This is a genomic window from Acidobacteriota bacterium, from assembly GCA_018001935.1.
Lineage (GTDB): Bacteria > Acidobacteriota > JAAYUB01 > JAAYUB01 > JAAYUB01 > JAGNHB01.
This window is the reverse complement of record JAGNHB010000007.1, coordinates 104,873-120,159: the sequence shown is the minus strand read 5'-3', so window position 1 is coordinate 120,159 and position 15,287 is coordinate 104,873. Positions and strand designations below refer to the sequence as shown.

Below are 15,287 nucleotides of genomic sequence, written 5' to 3'. Positions count from 1 at the left end.
TTCCATGACCCCGAGGCACCGTTCCGCCTGCCGGGCAGGCGCGGGGTGGTTTGTTTTCGTCTGCGCCTGGTTGTCCCTGGCGGCCGCGCCCCAGGATCCATCGGGGACCGGCGCCGAGGTCGTCTCACCGCCCGACGGCGGCTGGCCGAAAATCATCACCTCCGGGACCGCACGGATCAGCTTCTACCCGCCTCAGGTGGAGAGTTGGGAAGGCACCCTGCTGAAGTTCAGGGCGGCGCTCTCGGTGAAGGTCCCCCGGGAGAAAACGGGGGCCGTCAAACCGGGCGACGACGACGCGTCCCAGGGGTACCGCGACGCCTTCGGGGTGGGGTGGTTCTCGGCCCGCACCCTGACGGACCGGGAGCATCGCATGGTCACCATCCAGGCCATGCGCCTGGAGAAGGTCTCGTTCCCGACCCTCTTCGACGACGGGACCGCCTTCGAGCAGACCCTCGCCGACAGCCTTCCCCAGTTCCCGCACACGTTCTCCCTGGACCGGCTGGAAACCGCCCTCGCTACCTCGCAGGTCCGGCTGAAGACGCGGAAGACCACCGTCCGGAACGACCCCCCCCGGATCTATTACTGCAAGGAACCGACGGCCCTCGTCCTCGTCGACGGAACGCCGGCGCTCCGGCCCCTCGGGGAGACGGGGTGGCTGCGGGTCGTCAACACCCGGTCCACCCTCGTGTTCGACCCCGGCGCGAAGCGCTTCTTCCTGCACCTGCCCGGGGTCTGGCTCGCCGCCGGGCAGATCGAAGGACCCTGGGAGACCGTCACCGGCTCGACCGAAACCCTGGACGCCCTCCTCTCAAAGCTCCGGGACGAGCGGGCCGCCGCGAGCCGGACGCTGAAGGGGGCCCCTTCGACGGCGCCCCCCGCGACCGCCGGGCCGGCGGGGGACTCCCCGGCGACGGCCGTGGCCCCGGTCCCGGACGCCCCCCGAACGGAGACCGTCATCTCCCGGGTCCGGGTCAGCACCGTCCCCGCGGAACTGGTCCAGACCGACGGCGACGTGCGTTTTCGCCCCATTGCGGGGACGGCTCTCCAGGAAGTCTCCAACTCCCCCAACGCGCTCTTCTTCGACCCCCCGGGCGCCCGGTACTACCTGCTGCTCTCCGGGCGGTGGTTCGCCGCCCCCGCGCTCGACGGCCCCTGGGCCTACGTCCCGGGCGCCGACCTCCCCGAGGACTTCCTCCGGATCCCCGAGAACGACCCGAAGGGGTACGTCCTGGCCTCCATCCCCTCCACGCCCCAGTCCCGGGAGGCCCTCATCGCGGGCTCCATCCCTCAGACCGCCGTGGTGAAACGCAAGGAGGCCCGGACGGACGTGAACTACGACGGGGACCCCCGTTTCGTCGCCATCGACGGGACGTCCCTCCAGTACGCCGTCAACGCGGACATCCCGGTGGTCCGCGTGGACGCGGCCAACTTCTACGCGGTCCGCAACGGCGTCTGGTTCCGCGCCGCCTCGCCGGACGGCCCCTGGGAGGCGGCGGACGCCGTTCCCCCGGCCGTGTACGAGATCCCGCCCTCTTCCCCCGTCCACCCCGTGACCTACGTCAACGTCTACAACGTCACCCCCGACGAGATCTGGGTGGGGTACCTGCCCGGTTACCTCGGGTCCTACGTCTGCCCGGACGAGACCGTCGTCTACGGGACGGGGTGGGTCTACGCCCCCTGGGTCGGGTCCTTCTGGTACCCCAGGCCCTGGACGTGGGGCTACGGCGTGGAGCTGTATTCCGGCTCCCACGGCGGGTGGACCTGGACCTGCGCGGTGGTGGAAGCCCCCGGCTGGGGCCCCGGGTGGTGGGGCTGGGACTACCGCGGCGGCACCGACGACTTCTGGGCCCCCTGGTGGACGGGCATGGGCGGCTGGGCCGTCTGGGTGCCGGTCGTCCCGTTCTACCGCGACCAGTACCAGCAGTGGTCCGCCAACGTCATCCGGAACAACCCCCAGCTCCAGCAGTGGCGGCAGCAGTTCGAGGCCTGGCGCCACGGCGGGCTCGGGCCCTCCGGGCTCACGGGCGCACGGCCCGAGAACCTCTTCGCGGGACGGGACGGCCAGGTCTACCGCCGCGGGGAGAACGGCTGGGAAGCTCACGACGGCAAGGGGTGGAAACCGGTGGCCCCCGGGGCCGGGGGGGAAGGCCTGCACAACCTGGAGCGGGAGAACCTGGGCCGGATGCTGGGCGACGCCCGCATGCAGAACCTGCGCACGGCCCCGATGCAGGTGCCTTCCGGCTTCAGCGGATTCCGCCGGCGCTAATAGGGCGCCAGTATGCCGGGGAGTGGCCGCAAGGAACACAGAGAACGCAATGAACGGTGAACGTGCAAGGTCTTGCTGTCAGACCGAATCGGAATGAGGCTTCGCGTCTTTGCGTCAGACCTGTCGCGCGAGGTCCGGGCGGTCGGCCCGGCGGCCCGATCAACCGATGAACGCGAGGGCCTTGCGGGCGATACCGTGGAAGGGCAGGGAACGGGCCTCCGCGAACGGGACCCAGGACAGAAACTCCCCGCGACCTTCCAAACGAGGCTCCTCTCTTTCGCATCCTTTTCCGATTCTGGATAAGCAGGACAGGTGTTCAGCGGTGCCGACATTCAGCACGTAACATCTCATCCGGAGCCGGAAGTGGCTGTAGGCCTGCTCGACGGTCCCGAGCGGTCGCGGGGTGCCCCCGCAGCCGGCCGATTCCATCAATCGCACCAGGACGAAGGCTTCCGTTTCCAACCCCGGTACCCGTGACCCATCACCCTCGACTTGATTGCTGTTTTCTTTCTTCCTGAATGCGGTTGGCCCTCCGTCCTCGGTGTCGGCCACCTCGGCCCAAGGGAACTCCCACAGGCCGCCGAAAAGGCCGCGGGACGCGCGGCGGCGAACCAGGACCCGGTCTCCGTCCGTCGCCAGGAGGCAGACCGCGTGGCGCAGCGGGACCGCCGGCTTCGGGGTTTTCAGCGGCAGTTCGACTTCCAGGCCCGCTTTCCGGGCCTCGCAGAACGATTCGAGCGGGCAGGCGGGGCACCGGGGCTGCCGGGGGACGCAGACCATCGCCCCCAGTTCCATGAGAGACTCGTTGAATTCACCCGGTTGGAAGGCGAACCCGCCGGAACGAAGGTCGGCATTCCCCGACCGAATCATCCGGTCCAGGCGGGCGAAGATTGCCTTGTGAACGGCCGCTGTCCGCACATTTTCACGGATGGCGAAGAGGCGTCCCGTTACCCTGAGGACATTGCCGTCTACGGACGGCACCGGGACACCGAAGGCGATAGACGCCACCGCTGCGGCGGTGTAACCTCCCAGGCCCTTCAACTGCCGCAGGACGTCGTAATCGGCGGGAAGGGCCCCTCCTTGGTCCCGGACCACGTCCCGGGCGGCCTGATGGAGGTTCCGGGCCCGGGCGTAGTACCCCAACCCCTCCCAGACTTTGAGGACCTCCGTTTCCGAAGCGGCGGCCAGGTCCCCGACCGTCGGGAACCTCTCCATGAAACGATGAAAATAGGGGATAACGGTGGCCACCTGGGTCTGCTGCAGCATGATCTCGGAAACCCATACAGCGTAGGGCGAAGGGTCCCCCCGCCAGGGCAAGTCCCGCCGGTTGGCCCGGAACCACCGAACCAGTTCCTCCACGATCCGAAGGTCTATTTCTGTTGGTCGAGTGAGGTTCTCTGGATTCTTCTTCGTCATGCCATCCGATCAAATGCCAAAAGGCACTCAAGGAGTCTTTCGACCCCACCAGGGTCCAAATGCAGGTCACACAGTCTGTTCAAAAGTTGCCCCGCCTCTCCCGGAACGCCCGTTTTCTTGGCGAGCTTTGCGCCTTGGCGAGACATTTTCCGGCGTTCTATCACGCCAAGGCGCCAAGCCCGCCAAGCCGGACGCGGATAAGGGACAAATACGTCCTCATCTTGCAGATAGGCTGTCGGCGAGGGTGACCAAGTCGAGGGCGTTGCGGGCCAGGTCGCGGTTGACGTCCGCCGCGGTGAGGGGTGCCGTGAACGGGGGCGTCCCCTGGGAGACCGAGCCGACCAGGTAGGCGCCCAGGATCACCAGGTCCGCAGCATCGACCCGCCCGTCCAGGTTGAGGTCGCCGACGGCGAGCTGGGCGGGATCGAAGAGGAGGACGGCAGCCATGGCGGGCGGCAGGTTCACGCTGGTCACCGTCTCGTAGAAGAGGGTGCCCGTGGGGACGCCGTCCGAACCCACGAAGCCGCCGCCGTTGCCCCAGGCCCGCCGGAAGGGGGCGCCGAGGTCGACGTCCCGGGTCACGCCGGACCCGTCCCAGGGGTTGGTGGGGTTGACGAGGACCAGGCCGTTGTCGAAATCGCGGCGGTAGATGCGGTCGGCGTCGGCGTCCAGTTCGTCGATGGACGAAACGGCGGCGTGGAGGGCGCGGCCGATGGGAATGTCGTACTCGGGCCACCACTCGGGATCGAGGTCGATGTCGAGGTTGACGTAGGAGCGGCCGCCCCTGAAGAGCAGGTAACACCCCACGGTGAACAGGCGCTCCTGGGCGCCGGTGACGTAGGTCTGCCCGATGACGGCCTGCCCGCGGGTCGTGGCGGCCACGATGCGGTCCATCGAGAGGCGCCAGTCGTCGAAGGGGTAGGGGCTGGCGTCCGCCTCCATGGCGAAGCCCTCCACCATCATGCCGTCCGCAGGCGAATAGTCGGTGTCGTCACGGCCGGTGATCCAGGAGGCCACGTTGGGGACGATCCAGGCCTTGTGGGCGAAGCGGACCTTTAGCCAGACCAGGTAGTCGCGAATCCGGGTCTTCCAGGCGTTCTCGAAGGCGAGGTCGTAGTCGGGGAGGTTGGGGACGTAGCTCGCCCCGCCGAGGAAGTTGGGGACGCTGTAGCTGTCCATGAAGATCCCGTCGGCGTCGTTGTGAGCCAGTTGGTCTTCCACCTCGCCGGACCACCACGTCCGCCAGGCCGCCGAGCCGATGTCGATCAGGTACCACCCCCAGTCGCAGTTGTAGACGCGGGTCTCGCTGCCCGGAGGCCAGTGGAAGAACCACCCCTCCTGGACCGCCGAGTCCCCCGGCCACTCCTGCGTCCAGTCGCCGTCGATGATGTGGAGCCAGGGGCCCGTGGGCGAACAGCCCGCTTCCGGCGCCCGGTAGCCCAGCCCCAGGCCGAGCCGGTAGTGAAGAATCATGAACTGCGGGTTGACGGCCCGGAGGCGGTCCGCCTCGGTGCGGCGCATCTTCTGGGTCCCGTCGTAGTGGGTGGCGCAGAAGGCGACCTGCGCTTCGCTCATCCCCTGGGAGAGCTGGTCGTTGAACACGTGCACGCCGCTCCCCGTGGGCGGCCACGGGCGCTGGGCGAGGGCGGTGGCCGCCAGGGCCGCCAGAAGGGCCGCCAGGACCATTCCCCGCCACGCCGGGGACCCTCCGAAGCGGGTTACGTCGCCGGCTCCGGCCCGCACGACGACCCGTTTGCCTTCCAAAACCCCCGTGCCCGCCTGATCCCACGCCTTCCGTGTCGTGCCCGACCGCTTCATGACCGCATCCTCCTCTGTGTTCTCTGCGTTCTTTATGGTTGAATTGACGTTTACGGGGATGTCAAAGTTGACGGTCCCGCAAAAAGTACCATCGCCCTCCGGGCGATGGCTCAAACAAAGGCTTTACATACACTTTCCTCTTCATTTTCCGACTTTTTGCGAACCAATCAAAGCTGTCCACGGCCTCCGCTGCCAAGGTTAAGGCAACAAATTGCAGTTCTCCTGCCATTCTGCCCAAGAGGATTTCCCGCCGCACACGCCGGGGGCGGAGGGTGGGGCGTAGGTCTGGGCCGTCCAGCCGCCGCCGACTGACCAGCCCCGGTCGCCCAGGAAGGCGCCGGTGGTGCCGTCGATGGTCCACACGCTGGCGGCCCCTGCGCTCTCGGACGTCCAGAGCAGGCTTCCCGTCCCGTCCCCGTTGGGGGCGTAGGCGGTGGCCTTCCAGTCCCCGGCGCCGTACCACCCGAAGTCGCCCCGGAGGGCCCCCGTGACGGCGTCGATGCGCCAAAGGCTGGCGCTCCCGCCCTCGGCGGGGGTCCAGAGGAGGTTCCAGGTGCCGTCGCCATTGGAGGAGAGGCCCTGGGCGGCCCAGGTGCCCCCCACGGTCCACCCGAGGGCGCCCTGGATCGCGCCAGTCCCGGCATCGACCCGCCACAGGCTGGCGCTGCCGCCGCCGGAAGGGGTCCAGAGCAGGGCGGCGGTCCCATCGCCGAGGGGAAGGTAAGCGGTCGCCCGCCACGTCCCGCCCGTGACCCACCCCCGGTCGCCGAGCCATCCCCCTGTGGATTCGTCGATCGTCCACAAGCTGGCCTGGCCACCGCCCGAGGGCGTCCAAAGGAGGTTCCCCGTGCCGTCGCCGTTGGAGGTGAAGCCTGAGGCCGTCCACGTCCCGCCCAGGGTCCAGCCCCTGGCGCTCCGGAAGGCCCCCGTGGCGGCGTCCACCGTCCAGAGGCTGGCTTCCCCGGGGCGGGTCCACAGCAGCGGCGCCGCGTCGACAGCCTCGATGTCCAGCGAATTGATGAAGCTGATCTCGTTGTACATCCCCATCTGCACCGTGAGTTTCTTGTCCTTGACCGTCACGGTTTTCGTCCGGGTGATCCAGCTGCCGTTGGTGGTCTCGTCGTCGAGGAAGGTCGTCCCCTCCACCAGGATCCGGTGCTTGCGCACCCCGCTCCGGTAGCCGGCGCGGACGGTGACCCGGTAGGTCCCGTTGGGCAGGTCGAAGTCGAAGACGTCCTCCCGGCCCCAGTCGTTGATGATGCCGCTCCCCAGGAGTTTTCTCGGTTCCGGCTCGACCCACTCGTCCCAGTAGGTGTAGAAGCTGGACCAGGGGACGTCGGACGACCGGGTCCAGCCGTACCCGAGGCCCGCGTCGTAGAGGTTGTTCCCGATCTTCAGATAGGTGTGGCCGTTGACGATGAGCGGGTTGTCGGCGGGTTGCCCGGCGGGGTCCTGGAAGTTGAGGTAGTAGTTCCCGGGGGCGCCGTCGGAACGGGGGTGGGCGGACACCGGGGCGATCTCCGGGATGGACGCGGCCTCGCCGCCGACCCGGAGGCCGATGACGCGCCGCAGGTTGTAGAGGAAGCCGCTGTCCCGCGAGTAGGCGACGGGCATGCTGACGATCTTGTCAACCTGCGGGTCGGCGGCGTTGCGGACGTCGGGTTGCGGCAGGGCATCGCCGTTGAGCCGTCGGAAATACTCGAAGTCCTCGAGGCCGTCCCTCAGCAGCTCGAGCCGGATGGACGGGACGAAGCGATGGTTGTTCGCCCCGTAGGCGATGTTGGCGTTGGCGGTGGACGGCGGGTACATCAGGAAAAGCTCCCCGTTCTGACCGTAGGGGTTGGGCGAGGTCCACGGGTTCGTGCTCCAGCCGTTGAAGGCGTAGTAGGCGATCCCCCGGAGCCGGTACTTCCACAGGAACCAGCCGGCCAGTTTGGCCTCCGCGCCGGGATGGTCCAGGGTGACGGGGTTGAAACGGGGCAGGCGGGTGCTGTTGAGGAAATAGATCCAGCTGTCCTCGCCGTGGTTCTTCATCCGTTCCCGGGCGACGTCGGGGTCGAACTGCAGGCCGAGGTGGGCGAGCCAGATGTCGATCTGGTGGTCCTGGACGTAATTGGCGTGGTCGAAGATCTCGGGCTTGGCTTCCTCGGAGACCATGAGCCTCAGGTCGGGGGCCGCCTGCTTGAGGTAGCGGGAGTACCAGGCGACGGCGTCGTAGTCGGCCTGGTCCTGGGGCTCGTTGGCGATGTAGTAGTAAGCCTTCGCGAGGTAGCCGTTCGTGTTGAGGTAGTTCCGCATGGCGGCCACGTACTGGAACCACTTCAGGTTGTAGGCGGAGGTGGGGTTGTTGGCCGCGTACCAGTCCGAGGCGGTGCGGGTGAGGCTGCAGAAGGTGTCGGGGCGCTGGTCCGCGGAGGCGTCGTTGTTGCGCATCCCGGCCGCCATGAAAGAGGGGAACCCCGCCCCGCCGTTGAAGGGCTGGGTGAAGGTCCCGTTCATCAGCCCCGTCCCGGAAAGGTAGCGCTCGGCGGGGTCCTCGAAGCCCCAGATGCCGTCGTTGTCCGTGAAGGCGCCGTTGCAGTCGTAGTCGATGTAAGGGGCGGCGCCGTTGGTGGTCAGGCCGCCCGACCAGAGCACCGAGGCCGGCGTGAGGCGGTGGTCGACGAGGAATTGCTTCATCCTGTCCACGTAGAACCAGTACTCCGCGGCGTACCCCGGGACGCCGTAGCGCGTCAGGACGATCTCGTGGTTGAAGTTCATCTGGGACTCGACGCTCGGCGTCTCGGGGAGGGTGAAGTTGAAGACGTGCAGCCGGACGGGGATCGCGACGCCGCCGATCCGGACGGAGGCGGTGTAGTCACCCGGCGGGGTCGGGCTCGGGACGTAGACGCTGAACCAGAAGGCGGTGTTCTGACCCGCCGTCAACGACACGGTGCCCCCGGATTCAACCGGCCACAGCGGGTCGGGGTAATCCCCGGTCCGCCCGAGGTAATCGGTGGCCGTCGTCACGTTCACGTAACGGACCTGGAAGATCTCCGCGGTGATCCCGGAACCGAAGGACGGCGCCGTGGCGGTGACGTCCCCCGAGCTCGCGGGCCGGACCACCACCACGAAGGGCTCGAACTCGTTGGCGGCGGCGTAGAGCCTCACTTCCGAGCCTGAAGCCGCCGGGACCGGGGAATCCTTGAACGCCCGGTCGGCGGGGGGGCAGGTCCAGAGTTCGTAGGCCGAGGTGGACTGGGTCAGCCGGAAGGTGGCGTTCTCGAACTGGCCCGGGAGGAACAGGAAAAAAGAGGCCGCCAGGGCCAGGGAGAGGATCACGCGAGACACGGGGTTGGTTCTCATGGCTTCACCTGCCGTTTCGTTCACTGTGCCCCGCTTTGATCCGGGACGTCGCGCATTGGTCACGCCGGGTCGGGCCTAAGAACAGGATAACGCAGGGAGAGCTAAACCGCAACCGGGGAATTCGCCGGGAGGGCGCGGCGGACTGCGTACCATCGCCCCCCGGGCGATGGGCACCCATGCGGCGGCCACATGGCGCGGGACGGAGCCCCGCGCTACGCTTGCGCTGCGGCGCTCAGAGCGACCGGATGCGGGCCAGGGCGCCGCGGGTGAAGTCCTCGAGGCCCTTGTCCCGCTGGGCCTTGGTGGCAGCCTCCAGGCGGGCGCCGGCGGCGTCCCGGTGCCCCCCGCCGATCTCGAGCTCGGCGAAGTGCTTCCCCCAGTCGTAGCCGTTGCCCGACTTCTTGAGAAAATTCCGGGAGATGGAGAGAGAGAGGGTGTTGGTCTTGGTCTGGCCCTGGTAGTAGGGGTAGATGCAGAGGATGTACTCCACCTCGGGGTAGTCGATGAGAATGTGCTTCCGATCGACGAAAGGCTGGAACTTCAGGGGCGTGAAGTCAAGGATCACCAGTTGTTTCCGGTCGTCCTCCGGGTGGAACCGGCTGATCTTGCGCAACATGTCGCGGTTCTTCTCGGTCAGGGCCCGGTACTGGCAGTACCGCTGGTTGACCTCGGGGTCCGAGGCGCAGGCCTCGAGGGGCCGGGTCTTCAGGAGGTTCGCCAGGCGGGTGTAGTACTGGTCCCGGGCCCGGTGGTGCTCGTCGGGCAGGGTCAGGCTGTCGTTGACGACCTTCCCCGGTGTTTCCTCCAGCCACTCGTCGATGCTGTCGAAGAGCATGGAATCAAAGAGGTCGATCTCGTCCGCCAGCTCCTGGAAATGGTCGGGGCAGGGAAAGCCGCTCTCCGCGAACCATCGGAGGATGACCCGCGCACAGGACGGGGCGGCCACGCGCAGGCCGGGGATCTCCGCGGGGGCGATCCCGTGGAAGGACGGCTCCTCGAAGTTCTGCTCGTGGTGGTCGAACCACCAGGCGCATCGGCGCGAGAAGGGGAGGTCGAGGACGGCGTCGCGGTCGGTGACGTTGTCGTAGACGATCTGCTTCGGCGTCGTGAAGCGGATCCCGCCCCAGGTGAAGAGGCTTCCCAGGACCGCGGCGGAGCCGATGCCGTCGAAGTCGATGTGGGTGAAAACGGTGCCAATGTTCCGGTTGAGATCGTTCATGGTGTCCTTTCGGGCCGTTCAGCCGCCCAGCTGGGCCCTGAGTTCCTCGAAGCGGGTCTTGAGATCGTCCAGCTCCGCCCGGAGAGCGGCCACCTCGGCCTCGAGCCGCCGGATCGTCCCGGTCTGCCCGGCCTGGGAGGGCAGGGAGACCGTCGCATCGGGGGGCTCGTCGGCCCCGTCGACAGGGGGAAGAGTCGCCGGGGGAGGCCCCGCCAGGAGGTGGGCGAAGCGGATCTCCTTCTGCCCGGGCTGGCGGGGCAGCCGGGCGACCACCGGGCCGTGCAGGAACTCCGCCAGTCGGTCGAGGGTGGCGTCCACGGCTTCCAGGGAGGCGAAGGGGTGCAGGCCGGCGGCGGTCTGCCGGATCTCCCCCGGGGTCAGCGGGCCGCGCAGCATCAGCACGCAGACCGCGGCCGTCTCCTCGGGGTCGAAGGCGTAGAGCCGGGTGAGGTTCTGCTTGTACTTCGTCACCTGGTGCGTCCCGCCCGACACGAAGGTGACGAGGCGTTTTTCCCGCAGCCCGTCGAGAACGGCGCCGACGTCCTCGGCGGAATGGGCCGTCACGGGCCGGCGGTTGGTCTTCTGGTTGCAGGCGTTGACCAGGGCCACGAGGCTCAGGGGATAGTACGCTGGCGTACTCACCTCTTTCTCGATCAGGGCCCCGAGCACCCGGACCTCCCCCGCGTCGAGCGACAGGGAGTCCGGGCTCGGTTTCGGCGCACTGCTCTCCCCGGTGGTGGTGGTGTCCCACGACATGAACCGATGCTCGCCGCTCATGTGATCCTCCTCCCGGCCCCGTCACCTCACTGCAGCAGGTCCACGGAGACCAGGCAGAGCATCCGGCAGAACTCCACCAACTGCCGGACCTCCACGGACTCGTTTACCATGTGGAAAGCCTCGTCGTCCCCCGGGCCCCAACCGACGGAGGGGATCCCCCGGAGGTTGAGGGTCTTGGCGAAGGTGGCCCCGCCCATCCCGAAGCACTCCGGCTCGAACCCCAACTGCTCCCGGCTGTTGGCCTGGATGGCCCGCACGAGTTCGTGGTCGGGGTTCATGTCGTGGGGCAGGGAGGTGGCGATGGGGTCGATCCGGAACTCGCCCCCCGCGCGGTCGCAGCACCCCCGGAGTTCGGCGATGATGCCGCCGGGGGTCATGCCCGGCACGGCGCGGATGTCGAGGGTGATGGTGCACTCGCCGGGCACCACGTTTGGCGCCACGCCGCCCTTGATCTGCCCCAGGTTGAGGGAGGGGCGGCCGAGGAGCGGGTGCGGCTCGTGAGCCAGTTGGAGCTTCTCCAGTTCCACGATCAGCCGGGCCATGGCGTAGACGGCGTTGACGCCCCGCTCGGGGGTCGACCCGTGGGCCTGCTTCCCGATGGAGGTCACCTTGATGAAGTTGGTCCCTTTCTCGGCGATGTCGATCCGTTTCATGTTCTCGCCGATGTCGGGAATGATGGCCATGGTGGCATCGACCTTCCCCGCCTCCATCAGAAAGCCGATCCCGTAGTCGATGCCGTCGGGGTCGTGGGCTTCCTCGTCGGACAGGGCGGCCACCTGGAACTGGCCGGACAAGCCCTGGGCGGCCCCCAGCTCGCCGAGGATGCGCAACGCGATCATGGAGGAGGCCAGGGGGCCCTTGTTGTCCAGCACCCCGCGGCCCACCACGAAGTCCCCCTTCCGGGTCATGGTGAAGGGGTCGGATTCCCAGCCGTCGCCGGGGGGGACGATGTCCATGTGGGAGGCCGCCAGGAGGCGCTTCCCCGACACGTTCCGGCCGATCTTCGCGATCACGTTCGGGCGGCCTTCCCGGCGGGCGTGGGTCTCGTAGGGCACGTTCCAGCCGTCCAGCCGCCCGGTCACGATGCGGGCGACCCGGTATTCCTCGCCGCGGAACTCCAGGAAGGGGTAGGCGGCGAGCTGGTCCGAGACGAGGTTGATGGTGCGCTCGCGGACCATCTCCTCCAGGAGCGACAGGATCTCCCGCTCGACGCTCTCGCGGTTGGAATGGAAGTAATCGAGGATTCGCTTCTTCATGGACAGCCCCCTTTCCCAGTGTGATTTTTCGTTTCTTCCCGGACCGCGGTCCCGGATGCCGCCGGGTCCGGGTCCTTGATCGAACGCGGCAGAACGCGTATTCTAGCCGAACCCGGGGCGGATCTCAATTTCTTTGACATCCGCGGCCCAGGCCCGGCCCCTCTTTCAGTGCACGTGGGGCACCTTCTCCGGGACGATCCGGCCCCCGCACTCGGGACACCCCTCCTTCTGGCACTTCATGCACATCCGGTAGGAGACGAGGCAGTCCTCGCACTGAACGTAGACGTTGCCGGGGTCCTTGTCCTTCTTGAGGAGCTTTCCGCATCGATCGCAGTAGCCCTCGGCTTTCTTGACCTTGGTCATGTCGACCTCCCCTCAGAATTGGAAATAGATGAACGGCTGGATGTCGGAAGACTTGACCTGCATGATCAGCCAGATCATGCCGGCCATGAGCGCCGCCTGCGGGACCAGCCCGACCCGGGTGACCCCCCTTTCGAGAAGGTGCTCGGCGCTTCGCGGGAGATAGTGCAGGAGAAGCCCCAGGCCGATGAGCCCGAACACGGCCGGGTACCCCGAGACCAGCGACGGGAGGATCTCGGCGTGAAAGCCCCAGCCGATCTGGCGGATCATCGCCATGGCGCCCTCGAAGGACGCCGACCGGAAGAAGATCCAGGTCAGGCACACGAAGTGGAAGGTGACCACTACGCCCAGGACCCGCCGCCAGGCGCTCCGGGCGAACCACTGGGGGAGGCCGAGCATCTTGTCCAGGGCGAGGGCCACACCGTGCAGCCCGCCCCAGAACACGAAACTCCAGCCGGCCCCGTGCCAGAGCCCGCCGAGGAGCATGGTGAGCATCAGGTTCACGTAGGTCCGGACCTTCCCGCAACGGTTTCCCCCCAGCGGCACGTAGAGGTAGTCTTTCAGCCAGGAGGAGAGGGAAATGTGCCACCGCCGCCAGAACTCGGTGATGGTGGCGGACTGGTAGGGGGCGTCGAAGTTGACGGGGAGCGTGAACCCCACCAGGAGCGCGAGCCCGATGGCGATGTCCGAGTAGCCCGAGAAATCGCAGTAGATCTGCACCGCGTAGCCGTAGACGGCGGCCAGGTTCTCGATCCCGGAGAACTGGAGCGGGGAGCTGAAGACCCGGTCCACGAAGTTGACGCTGATGAAATCCGCGATGACGGCTTTCTTGAAGAGCCCGCACAGGATGAGGAACACCCCGCGCCCCATGGCCTCCCGGGTGATGCTGATCCTGCGGTAGACCTGGGGGATGATGAAGCTGGCCCGGATGATGGGGCCGGCCACGAGGTGCGGGAAGAAGGACACGCAGAAGCAGAAGTCCAGGTAGCTGTCCACCGGCTCGAGCTTGTCCCAGTAGACGTCCAGGGTGTAGGAGAGCGACTGGAAGGTGTAGAAGGAGATCCCCACGGGGAGAAAGATGTCCAGCAGGGGGAAGGAGGAGTGGCAGATGTCGTTGAAGGTCTGGATGAAGAGGTTGGTGTACTTGAAGTACCCGAGGATGCCGAGGTTGGAGACCAGGCTCAGGACCAGCAGCGGGCGGCGCTTTCGGATGTCGGGGATCCGGGCCATCCAGCGGGCCGCGAGGAAGTCGATCACCGACGTGGCGATCAGGAGCAGGAAGTAGAAGCCGCTCGACTTGTACAGGAAGTAGAGGGAGAAGAGCGTGATGTAGACGGCGCGCTTCTTGTCGGGGTTGTAGAAGAACTGGTAGACGATGAGGAAGAGGAGGAACAGGAAGAGGAAAAACCCGCTGTTGAAGATCATGGGCTCCTTCGGGTCGTAGAGGAAGTGCCCGAAAACCCTCTGGAGATCAACGGACGGCATACTGGTCGTACCCCTTCATCAAGGCTTCGTAGAGGAGCTTGCCCTGGGTGTGGTAGCCCGTCCGCGTGTAGTGGACGTTGTCCCGCTGGGCGAGGCCCTGGGACTGCCACTGCCGGATGGACGTCAGGCCGCCCATCACCGACAGGAGATCCCAGTAGGCGAAATTGTTCTCCCGGCAATAGTTGATGATGATGCGCCGGATGGATTCCAGGTTGTAGTTGACGCGGGATCGCTTGAGGCTGTCGGGGGGGACGGTGAGGAGAATCGAGGCGTCGGGCACCATCTGCTTGATCTGCATGACCATGCTGTCCATGGCGTTGACGAAGTCCTCCGTGGAGAAGCTCTTGACCATGGAGTCGTTGGTCCCCAGCGACACGATCACGAGGTCGGGGGAGAGGCTCGCCGTCTGCTGGAAGAAGTAGGGCGTCCCGGCGTAGTGGCGAAACTCGGCGCCGTTGACCCCGACGGTGTCGTAGCGGATCCCGCTCTGGCCGTTCTCCAGGAGCATCCCGTAGAGCCGGGACAGCTTCTGGGTCTCCTGGGCCGCGTAGGTGTACAGGGTGAAATTGCTGATGGAGAAGGGGAAGGTGATGGACGTGGAAAAACGCGAATCCGAGTACATCTCTTCGAGGGCGCTGATGTAGCCGATCTGCCGGTTGTCGGCGTCGAAGAAGACGAGGTCGCAGAAGAGTTCCCCCTTCTCGTAGAGGACGGTCACCTGGTTGAAATCGTAGTTCATCTCGTCGGTGTTCTTCAGGAACATCCGGATGTAGGCGTTCGGCTCGTCCGACTGGAGGACCATGCCCGAGATCCCGGTGGGGAGGGTCGGGGCCCGGGCGATGTTGCGGTCCGAGCACCAGGCGACGTTGCTGGAGGACGCGTAGTCGACCGGCCCGTTCGTGCGCACCAGGTCGTAGGGAAAGACCAGGCCCCGCCCGGCGTTGCCGAACTGCCCCTGGAGGAGACGGCGGGTGGTGGCGGTCATGAAGTCCGCCTGGATGTGGGAGTCCCCCACGTGCAGGACGTTGACCTTCAGGCGCCGGCCGTTCCGGAGGGCGTCGAGCTTTCGGAAGAACCGGTAGAGCCCCTCCGGGTTGCCGATGACGTTGTCGGCCCCCTCGAAGGGAAGCTCGCCGGAGGGGACGTCGGCGTCCGGGACGCTGGGCCCGGAGGCGGAGGTGTAGACGGCTTCGCGGCGGCTCGACGGCGCGCCGGGGGCGGGTTTCCCCTTCGCGGACGCCCGTCCGGAAGCGCCGGAGCGCGGGGCGCTCTTCTTCGAGGCGGTTTTCCCCCCGCTCGTTTCACCCGCGGAAACGACGCCGAGAAGGGCCAGGACCACCAGGGC

10 protein-coding genes are annotated in these 15,287 nt (G+C 67.1%); 1 reads left to right on the top strand and 9 read right to left on the bottom strand.

The window, feature by feature from the left end; genetic code table 11:
* Positions 1 to 4 precede the first annotated feature (4 nt).
* Positions 5 to 2,266 (top strand): carbohydrate-binding family V/XII, encoded by a 2,262-nt coding sequence (locus KA419_04750; protein ID MBP7865238.1) that lies wholly within the window; start codon positions 5 to 7, stop codon positions 2,264 to 2,266.
* A gap of 159 nt (positions 2,267 to 2,425) precedes the next feature.
* On the opposite strand, the gene mutY is transcribed toward KA419_04750, so the two are convergent.
* The 9 genes from mutY to KA419_04705 form a co-directional block, all read right to left on the bottom strand.
* A complete protein-coding gene (gene mutY, locus KA419_04745; GenBank protein MBP7865237.1) occupies positions 2,426 to 3,625 on the bottom strand; it encodes an A/G-specific adenine glycosylase in 1,200 nt (399 codons plus the stop codon).
* A gap of 273 nt (positions 3,626 to 3,898) precedes the next feature.
* The gene (locus KA419_04740; GenBank protein ID MBP7865236.1) at positions 3,899 to 5,500 is read right to left on the bottom strand and encodes a hypothetical protein; all 1,602 of its coding nucleotides are present in this window, start codon (positions 5,498 to 5,500) and stop codon (positions 3,899 to 3,901) included.
* 198 nt (positions 5,501 to 5,698) lie between these two features.
* Positions 5,699 to 8,845: a DUF4091 domain-containing protein gene (locus KA419_04735; GenBank protein MBP7865235.1), complete on the bottom strand. Its 3,147-nt coding sequence runs from the start codon at positions 8,843 to 8,845 to the stop codon at positions 5,699 to 5,701.
* A 232-nt stretch (positions 8,846 to 9,077) separates the two neighbouring features.
* The gene (locus KA419_04730) at positions 9,078 to 10,064 is read right to left on the bottom strand and encodes a hypothetical protein (protein ID MBP7865234.1); all 987 of its coding nucleotides are present in this window, start codon (positions 10,062 to 10,064) and stop codon (positions 9,078 to 9,080) included.
* A gap of 18 nt (positions 10,065 to 10,082) precedes the next feature.
* On the bottom strand, positions 10,083 to 10,820 hold the full coding sequence (locus KA419_04725) for a DUF480 domain-containing protein (GenBank protein MBP7865233.1): 738 nt from the start codon (positions 10,818 to 10,820) through the stop codon (positions 10,083 to 10,085).
* Between the two features lie 47 nt (positions 10,821 to 10,867).
* Complete coding sequence (locus tag KA419_04720; protein ID MBP7865232.1) at positions 10,868 to 12,097, bottom strand: M20/M25/M40 family metallo-hydrolase; 1,230 nt, start codon at positions 12,095 to 12,097, stop codon at positions 10,868 to 10,870.
* A gap of 165 nt (positions 12,098 to 12,262) precedes the next feature.
* The gene (locus KA419_04715) at positions 12,263 to 12,460 is read right to left on the bottom strand and encodes a hypothetical protein (GenBank protein ID MBP7865231.1); all 198 of its coding nucleotides are present in this window, start codon (positions 12,458 to 12,460) and stop codon (positions 12,263 to 12,265) included.
* A 12-nt stretch (positions 12,461 to 12,472) separates the two neighbouring features.
* On the bottom strand, positions 12,473 to 13,942 hold the full coding sequence (locus KA419_04710) for an MBOAT family protein (GenBank protein ID MBP7865230.1): 1,470 nt from the start codon (positions 13,940 to 13,942) through the stop codon (positions 12,473 to 12,475).
* On the bottom strand, positions 13,929 to 15,281 hold the full coding sequence (locus tag KA419_04705; protein ID MBP7865229.1) for a hypothetical protein: 1,353 nt from the start codon (positions 15,279 to 15,281) through the stop codon (positions 13,929 to 13,931). The genes KA419_04710 and KA419_04705 overlap by 14 nt, the downstream gene beginning before the upstream one ends.
* Positions 15,282 to 15,287 lie beyond the last annotated feature (6 nt).

Bases quoted from the DNA above. Each gene is read 5' to 3' on its own strand.
- KA419_04750 (MBP7865238.1), top strand. From the start codon at position 5: ATGACCCCGAGGCACCGTTCCGCCTGCCGGGCAGGCGCGGGGTGGTTT.
- KA419_04740 (MBP7865236.1), bottom strand. From the start codon at position 5,500: ATGAAGCGGTCGGGCACGACACGGAAGGCGTGGGATCAGGCGGGCACG.
- KA419_04735 (MBP7865235.1), bottom strand. From the start codon at position 8,845: ATGAGAACCAACCCCGTGTCTCGCGTGATCCTCTCCCTGGCCCTGGCG.
- KA419_04730 (MBP7865234.1), bottom strand. From the start codon at position 10,064: ATGAACGATCTCAACCGGAACATTGGCACCGTTTTCACCCACATCGAC.
- KA419_04725 (MBP7865233.1), bottom strand. From the start codon at position 10,820: ATGTCGTGGGACACCACCACCACCGGGGAGAGCAGTGCGCCGAAACCG.
- KA419_04720 (MBP7865232.1), bottom strand. From the start codon at position 12,097: ATGAAGAAGCGAATCCTCGATTACTTCCATTCCAACCGCGAGAGCGTC.
- KA419_04715 (MBP7865231.1), bottom strand. From the start codon at position 12,460: ATGACCAAGGTCAAGAAAGCCGAGGGCTACTGCGATCGATGCGGAAAG.
- KA419_04710 (MBP7865230.1), bottom strand. From the start codon at position 13,942: ATGCCGTCCGTTGATCTCCAGAGGGTTTTCGGGCACTTCCTCTACGAC.